Below are 7,544 nucleotides of genomic sequence, written 5' to 3'. Positions count from 1 at the left end.
GTCCTTGGCGCGGGCGGTGGCGTCGGCGATCTGCCCGGCGGTGAGGAGGGAGCGGCGCTCCAGGTGCCCGGCGAGCAGCGCGAGCGGGTCGCGGTCGCGCCACCGCCGCTCCTCTTCCTTGGTGCGGTAGCCGAAGGCGCTGCCGGGGAACGGGCCGTTCTGGTGGAAGTAGCGGTAGACGTCCGCCTCGATGACGGTGGGCCCCTCGCCCGCGCGCATCAGGGCGACGGCCTCGCTGGTCGCCAGGTACACGGCCAGTGGATCCATGCCGTCGACGCGCCAGCTGGGGATGCCGAAGCCGCCGCCGCGCGCGGACAGCCGGGGTTCGGCCGTGACCTCCTCGACGTGTGTGGACACCGCGTACCGGTTGTTCTCGACGAAGAAGCAGACCGGCAGCCGCCAGGCCCCGGCGAGGTTCATGGTCTCCAGTACGGAGCCGATGTTGACGGCGCCGTCGCCGAAGTACGACACGGAGACCGCGCCCGTACCGCCGTGCCGCGCCGACCAGGCGAAGCCCGCGGCCTGCGGCACGCCGCCGCCGACGATGGCGTTGGTGCCCATCGCCCCGGCCTCGCGCCACTGGAGGTGCATGGATCCACCGCGGCCGCGACAGTAGCCGTCGGCCAGGCCGCAGATCTCGGCGAGGCTGCGCGCCAGGACCGTACGGACCTCGTCGGTGACGGGGGCGAGCGGGTCGATGCCGCCGGGCGCGACATAGCCGAGCGCCTTGGCGAGGAACTGGTGGTGGCCACGGTGTGAGCCGTTGACGAAGTCGGCGCCGGTGAGGGCGAGTACGGAGCCGACGGCGCCGCCCTCCTGGCCGATGCTGGAGTGGGCCGGGCCGTGCACCAGGCCCTGCGAGGCGAGTTGGAGTACGTACTCCTCGAACGTTCTGATCAGCAGGGTCTGGGCGAACATCGAGGTCAGCAGCGCCGGTTCGGCCGCGTCCCAGTCCTTTTTCGTGGTGGCGACCTCGATCCAGGGGGAGGCCGGGCTGAGCTTCCGGTGTGTGGGCACGGACGTCTCCAAGGCAGAGGGCGGCGCTGTTCTTCCTCACCGTCGCAGCGAATGGATCCAATAACAAGATTGAGTTACCTATCCGTTATTTATGGACTCACAAAACGGCCATTGACTGGGGATGGTCGAGCGGCAAGGCTTGGTGCGAAAGTCGAGTGGATCCATCAATGGAGAAGGAAGCCCACCGTGAGCAGCCCCGAACCGCGCCGTCAGCAGCACGCGCCCGACACCTCTGAACATCCCGGCACCCGTGAGCACCCCGGCCCTGGCCCCAGCCCCGGCCCCGGCGACGCATCCGCCCGTGGCCCCTCCAGTCCCTCCAGCACCTCCGACCTCCCCCGCCCCTCCAGCACTTCCGACCTCCCCAGTCCCTCCGGCCTCCCCGGCCTCTCCGGGGTCGAGCACATCGGCTTCACCGTGCCCAGCCTTGACGCGGCCACCCGCTTCTTCACCGAGGTCATCGGCTGCGAACTCGTCTACACCCTCGGCCCGTTCCAGTCCGACGGCACCTGGATGACCGACCATCTGAACGTCCACCCCCGGGCCGTGATGCGCCGCCTCGCCTTCTTCCGCTGCGCGAACGGCCCCAACTTCGAGGTGTTCGAGTACGAGTCCCCCGACCAGCACCCGGTGCCTCCCCGCAACAGCGACGTCGGCGGCCACCACCTCGCCTTCCACGTCACCGACCTGGACGCCGCCGTCGCCCACCTGCGCTCCCACGGCGTACGGATCCTCGGCGAGCCCACCGCCAGCTCCGGCCCGAGCGCGGGGCAGCGCTGGGTCTACTTCCTCACCCCCTGGGGGATGCAGCTGGAGCTGGTCTCCTATCCGGGCGGAAAGGCGTACGAGGCCGACGCTCCCGTTCTGCTGTGGCAACCTGAGACGTCCGGTCAGCCGCCACGATAGGAACACCATGCCGCAGGGGTCCGACGGTCCGTCGTCCGTAGCGAGCCAGCGCGTCGCCGACCACCTCCGCCGGCAGATCCTGGCCGGGGAACTGCTGCCCGGGGCCAGGATCATGCAGGAGGAGATCGCCGGGGCGCTCGGCTCCAGCCGGCTGCCGGTGCGCGAGGCCCTGCGCATTCTGGGGGCCGAGGGGCTGGTGGTGCTCAAGGCCAACAGCGGGGCCTGGGTCTCCAAGATGGATCTCGCCGAGTGCGAGGCCACGTACAAGATCAGGGAACGGCTGGAGCCGCTCGCGCTGTCCGAGAGCCTGCCCAACCTCACCACCGACGACCTGGCGCGGCTGGACGGCATCCAGCGCGAGATCGAGGCGAACCGCGACGTCGACCGGTTCCTGAGCCTCGACCGCGAGCTGCACCTGATCACGTACTCCGGCTGCCGCGACGAGCAGCTCAGCGCGATGGTCCGGCGCTTCTGGAACACCACCCAGCACTACCGGCGCGCCTACTCCCACCTCGTCGACCCCGGCGGCCGGGAGCTCGTCAACTACGAGCACCGGCTGATCATCGAGGCCGTCAAGCGCGGCGACCCGACGGACGCCGAGCGCTTCCTCGCGGGCCACATCCGCCGCACCCGGCTGGCGCTGGCCCGGCACCCGGAGCTCTTCACCGGCTGACGCCGGCGCCGAGGCCCGGCGAAGCGCCGTACGAGCACGGCCGCGCCGCCCCCTTCCGCAATGGGTAGCGATGGATCCATCGCGGAAGAACCGCCCTGCCCAAACTTCACTGATGGGCACAGCCACACCCCTAGAGATTACGATCACATTACGTAGTCTTGAACGTGGATCCATCGGGTGCCAATGTGAGCCCCGTACCACGGCGCCGCCAGGCCGGTCCGCGCCGCGCGCCCCGCGCCGCATCAGGCGTCCCGTGTCACCCCACCGGCCTCATCTCACTCCCCCTCACCACCCCCGCATGCCCAGCCGCAGCACCGGCGCGGCCATGCCCCCGCGCATACCCTGAGCGAAGGAACCCTGTGACCGACTTCCACGAGCGCACCCTGGTCCTGTCCGGTGCGGCAGGCGGCATCGCCCGCGAGATCGTCGACATCTTCTGGCAGCAGGGCGCCAACCTGGTGCTCGGCGACCGCGACACCGACGCGCTGGAGCGGATGCGGCAGCGGCTCGACCCGGCGGGCGCCCGCATCGCCGTACAGGAGCTGGACGCCGCGTCGGCCGGGAGCAACGAGGCGCTGGCCGCCCTCGCCGCCGACCGCTTCGGCTCCATCGACCACCTGGTGCTCGCCGCCGGCGTCTACCCCGAGCAGAACATCGCCGAGATGACCGACGCCCAGTGGCGCACCGCCCTGTCCGTCAACCTCGACGGCGCCTTCTACCTGACCCGCGCCGCGCTGCCGCACCTGCGGGAGGGCGGTTCCGTCGTCGGCCTGACCTCCATGGCGGGCCACCGCGGCAGCCGCCACCACGCGCACTACGCCGCGTCCAAGGGCGGGCTGCTCTCCTTCCTGCGCAGCCTCGCCTGGGAGACCGCGCCCGGCGTGCGCGTCAACGCGGTCTCGCCGGGGATCATCGCCACCTCGATGACCGCGGACCTCGTCGCCGAGGGCGGCGCCCATCTGCTGCGCTCCACCCCGCTGGGCCGCTACGGCACCGCCGCCGAGGTCGCCTCCGTCGTCGCCTTCCTGTGCGGGCCGGGCGCGTCCTTCGTGCACGGCGAGGTGATCCATGTCAACGGCGGCCTCCACATGGGCGGTTGACCCCATTCACCACCCCATTCACCACCCCATTCACCACCCCATTCACCGCCTCATCCACCGCCCCACAGCCCCCAGTACCGGCGAGCCCTGACCCACCCGCGGAGGACCCGATGTCCGAACACCCCCAGCCCGGCGCAGCAGTCGGAACCGGCACGGCAGCCGCCGCGGACGCCGCCGCCGTCCCGCAGCGCAAGATGCTCGCGGCAGGCATGATCGCCAGCTCCATCGAGTGGTACGACTTCTTCATCTTCGCCACGGCCGCGGCCCTCGTCTTCGGCGACCTCTTCTTCCCCGGCGCCTCCCCGCTCACCGGCGTGCTGCTCTCCTTCGGCACCTTCTGGGCGGGCTTCGTGGCCCGCCCCATCGGCGGACTGGTCTTCGGACACATCGGCGACCGCATCGGCCGCAAGCCCGCCGTGGTGATCTGCCTGATCATCATGGGCTCCTCGACGTTCCTCATCGGCCTTCTCCCCACCAGCCAGACCATCGGCGTCGCCGCCCCGATCCTGCTCGTGCTGCTGCGCTTCCTCCAGGGCATCGCCGTCGGCGGCCAGTGGGGCGGCATCGTGCTGCTGCTGACGGAGAGCGCGCCGCCCCGCCGCAAGGGCCTCGCCGGGACCTTCGGGCAGATGGGCGTGCCGCTGGGCGTCATCCTCGGCAACGTCGTCTTCCTCATCGTGACCGCGACGACCAGCGAGGGGTTCTTCCACTCCTGGGGCTGGCGCATCCCCTTCCTGGCCAGCGCCCTGCTCGCGCCCGTGGTGCTCTTCATCCAGCTGCGCGTCGAGGACACCCCGGAGTTCCGCGAGCTGGAGAAGCGCGCGGAGCGGTCCACCGAGAAGATCGCCCAGGCGCCGCTGCGCGAGGTGCTGCGCCACCACAAGCGCCCCGTGCTGCTGGGCTGCGGCCTGCTGTTCGCGACCAACGCGATCTTCCACGCGTGCGTATCGGGGCTGCTCGACTACGCCAACCGCACCCTCGGCGTCGAACGCGGCCCCCTCCTCATCACCACGCTCGTCGCCGCCGGAGTGATGGTGCTCGTCGTGCTCTTCAGCGGCCATCTCTCCGACCGGGTCGGCCGCAGGCCGCTCATCCTGGTGGGCTCCGGGCTGGTCGTGCTGTGGGCCTTCCCGCTGTTCTGGCTGGTCGACACGGCTTCTTTGCCGCTGATCGCCGTCGCCAGCACCGTCGGACTGATCGGCTCCGGTCTCACCTACGGGCCGCTGGCCGCCTATCTCGCCGAGCTGTTCGACGCCCGCATCCGCTACTCCGGCGCCTCGCTGGCCTACCAGCTCGCCGCCATCCTGGTCAGCGGCGCCACCCCGTTCGTGATGACCGGGCTGCTCGCGGCCACCGGCTCCTCCGCCTCGGTCTCCGGCTTCCTCGCCCTGATGGGCCTGATCACCTTCGGCTGCGCCTGGGTCCTCCGCGAGACCGCGCCCGCGGTGACCGACCGTACGGAGCGTACGGAGCGTACGGACGCCACCGCGCCCGCCCCGGTCCGCGCGCCCGAGGACGTACCGCTGTAGGGAGCTGTAGGGAGCTGTGACGAGCTGTAGAAACCGGTATACGGGGCCCCGGCCGGGCCGTACGGCGAAGCTTCCCGCCCGGCCGGCCGGGGATTCCCCGACACCCTCGAAGGGGTGACATGCCAGGCCGAACCCCCACCGGATTCCCAGGAGGCGGGGACAGGGCGAAGGCTCACAAGCAGACTCGTTCTCGTGCTGAATACCCTTCCGAACGAGAACACGTCCTTCGTCGGCCGGACCCTGGAACTGCGAGAACTGGCCGAGGCCCTCGGCGAACCGGGCCTCGTGACGCTCACGGGCGGAGCCGGAATGGGGAAATCCCGGTTGGCGCTCCGGAGCGCCTGGGAAGGCGACTGGGCGGGGTTCAGCGCCGTGTGCTGGGCCGATCTGTGGCCGTTGCAGGGAAGCGGGCTGCTGACCGCCGTCGTGGCGGACGCGCTGGATCTGTCGGACCACACGCCGAGGATGCCGGTGGACGCGGTGTGCGACTGGATCGGCGACCGCCGCGTGCTGCTCGTCCTGGACTCCTGTGAGCATCTCGTGGACGCCTGCCGCTCGATGGCCGGCGAGCTGCTGGCCGCCTGCCCCCGGCTGACCGTGCTCGCCACCAGCCGGGAGCCCCTGGGCACAGCGAGGGAAACGATTCTCGAACTGGGGCCGCTGCCACCGACAACGGCCGCGGTCACCCTCTTCGAGAAGCGGGCGGCCGACCTCGGGCACCCTTTGCGGGACGGGACGACGGACCGCCTGCTGGTCAAACGTCTCTGCGCCCACCTGGAGGGAGTGCCCCTCGCCCTGGAGCTGACCGCCGGCCTGCTGCGCCACTGGACGCTGGAGCAGACCTGGGAACTGGCCGAGCAGGCGCTGGACGCGACGGACCGGCCGGAGCTGCGTCCGCCGTGGCACCGGGCCCTGCGTACGGCGGTGGGCTGGAGCCATGAACTGTGCCGCCCGGCGGAGCGCCTGCTGTGGGCACGGCTCTCGGTGTTCCCCGAGACGTTCGACGCCGAGCTCGCGCAGCTGGTGTGTGCCGGAGGCCCGCTGACGGCGGAGACCCTGCGCGACGCGCTCACCGGGCTCGTACGCAAGTCCGTGGTCACCGCGGACGGCGGACGCTACCGCATGCTGGACTCGGTACGCGCGTACGGACGCATGTGGCTGCGGGAGCTCGGCGAGGTACGGCCCGTCGCCGCCCGGCACGCCGCAGTGATGGCGGGGACGGCCCGCCGGGCGAACGAGGAATGGCTGGGCCCCGGACAGCAGTACTGGTACGCCCGTATCCGCGACCTCTACCACGACATGTGCGCCGCACTGCGGTTCCTGCTGGACGAGAGGGACGCGGCGGCGCTCGACCTGGTGGCGGACATCGCTTTCTTCTGGGTCTGTTCCGGCCACCTGCACGAGGTCGCCCTCCACGGAGAGCTGGCGCTGCGCGAGATCCCCGAGCGCGGCACCCGCCGGGCGCGCGGGCTGTGGGCCCTGGGCCTGACCCGGATCCTGCGGGGAGAGCACGAACAGGGGCGCGGGCTCGCGGACGAGAGTCTGGCGGAGAAGCTCGGGGCCGGGGACGATGACGTCGCACGGCAGGCCGTCTACCTCCAGGGGCTGGCCGCGCTGCTGGACGGCCTGCCCGTACAGGCGCTGAACAGCGCCGACGAGGCGACGCGCGGCACAGTCCCGGCGCGGCGCGACGGCGGCGAGCGGGATGACGATGAGCGGGATGACGGCGAGCGGGAGAACGACCCCACGTTCGGCCTGGTGCTGTGCCGGCTCGTCCGCGTCTTCGCGCTCACCGGCGCCGGCCGCCTCAAGGAGGCCCGGTACGAGGCGGAGGCGCTGCGTGAGCTCTGCGTGCGGCTGCGCGAGTACTGGACCCGCTCCTATGTGGACTACCAGCTCGCCCTGATCGCCTTGTTCGAGGAGCGTCCTGACGACGCGAGCCTGCACGCCCGTGACATGCTCGAATCGAAGCGGCGGATCGGCGACCAGTTCGGCATCGCGATGGGCCTCGACCTGCTGGCCGCCAGCTGGTCCGCGCAGGGCGACCCCGAGCGCGCGGTCGTCGCGATCGGGGCGGGCAACCAGTTCTGGCGCGCCGTCGGCCTGCTCCGGCGCGGTACGCCCGAGGTGCTCCCGCTGTGCGAGCAGACCCGGGCCCGGGCCCGGGAGCTTCTGGGCGGCGCGGCCTACGACGAGCGGCTGCGGCAGGCGCAGTCGAAGTCCACCGAGGCGCTGCTGCTGGCCGCGCTCGAAGCGCACGAGGCGCGCTGAGCGGAGGCGGCTCCTGACCGGGAGGGGCGTTCCCGACCGGGAGGGGGC

Annotated in this window: 6 protein-coding genes; 5 read left to right on the top strand and 1 reads right to left on the bottom strand. The window is 71.6% G+C overall.

The genetic code is table 11. The features are described from left to right. The coding region (locus ACFU99_RS25675) for a thiamine pyrophosphate-dependent dehydrogenase E1 component subunit alpha (RefSeq protein ID WP_384395885.1) at window positions 1–1,017 on the bottom strand (1,017 nt) is incomplete at its 3' end. A 186-nt stretch (window positions 1,018–1,203) separates the two neighbouring features. Between ACFU99_RS25675 and ACFU99_RS25670 the strand changes: the two genes are divergently transcribed. The 5 genes from ACFU99_RS25670 to ACFU99_RS25650 all read left to right on the top strand — a co-directional run bounded on the left by ACFU99_RS25670 (window position 1,204) and on the right by ACFU99_RS25650 (window position 7,496). Then, window positions 1,204–1,923: a VOC family protein gene (locus ACFU99_RS25670; RefSeq protein WP_384395882.1), complete on the top strand. Its 720-nt coding sequence runs from the start codon at window positions 1,204–1,206 to the stop codon at window positions 1,921–1,923. Window positions 1,924–1,930: 7 nt separating this feature from the next. Next, complete coding sequence (locus ACFU99_RS25665) at window positions 1,931–2,596, top strand: GntR family transcriptional regulator (protein WP_384395879.1); 666 nt, start codon at window positions 1,931–1,933, stop codon at window positions 2,594–2,596. A gap of 359 nt (window positions 2,597–2,955) precedes the next feature. Beyond that, a complete protein-coding gene (locus ACFU99_RS25660; protein WP_384395876.1) occupies window positions 2,956–3,696 on the top strand; it encodes an SDR family NAD(P)-dependent oxidoreductase in 741 nt (246 codons plus the stop codon). Between the two features lie 110 nt (window positions 3,697–3,806). Then, window positions 3,807–5,225, top strand: coding sequence for an MFS transporter (locus ACFU99_RS25655; protein ID WP_384395873.1), 1,419 nt, complete (start codon window positions 3,807–3,809; stop codon window positions 5,223–5,225). A 192-nt stretch (window positions 5,226–5,417) separates the two neighbouring features. Beyond that, window positions 5,418–7,496 carry an ATP-binding protein gene (locus tag ACFU99_RS25650; protein WP_384395871.1) on the top strand — a complete coding sequence of 693 codons (2,079 nt, stop codon included), beginning with the start codon at window positions 5,418–5,420 and terminating at the stop codon, window positions 7,494–7,496. Window positions 7,497–7,544: the final 48 nt, after the last annotated feature.

This window comes from Streptomyces sp. NPDC057654, assembly GCF_042800135.1.
Lineage (GTDB): Bacteria > Actinomycetota > Actinomycetes > Streptomycetales > Streptomycetaceae > Streptomyces.
The sequence above is the reverse complement of the archived record's forward strand: the minus strand, read 5'-3'. Positions and strand labels throughout refer to the sequence as shown.

Coding starts and splice junctions, on each gene's coding strand:
- ACFU99_RS25665 (WP_384395879.1), top strand. CDS start 1,931: ATGCCGCAGGGGTCCGACGGTCCGTCGTCCGTAGCGAGCCAGCGCGTC.
- ACFU99_RS25655 (WP_384395873.1), top strand. CDS start 3,807: ATGTCCGAACACCCCCAGCCCGGCGCAGCAGTCGGAACCGGCACGGCA.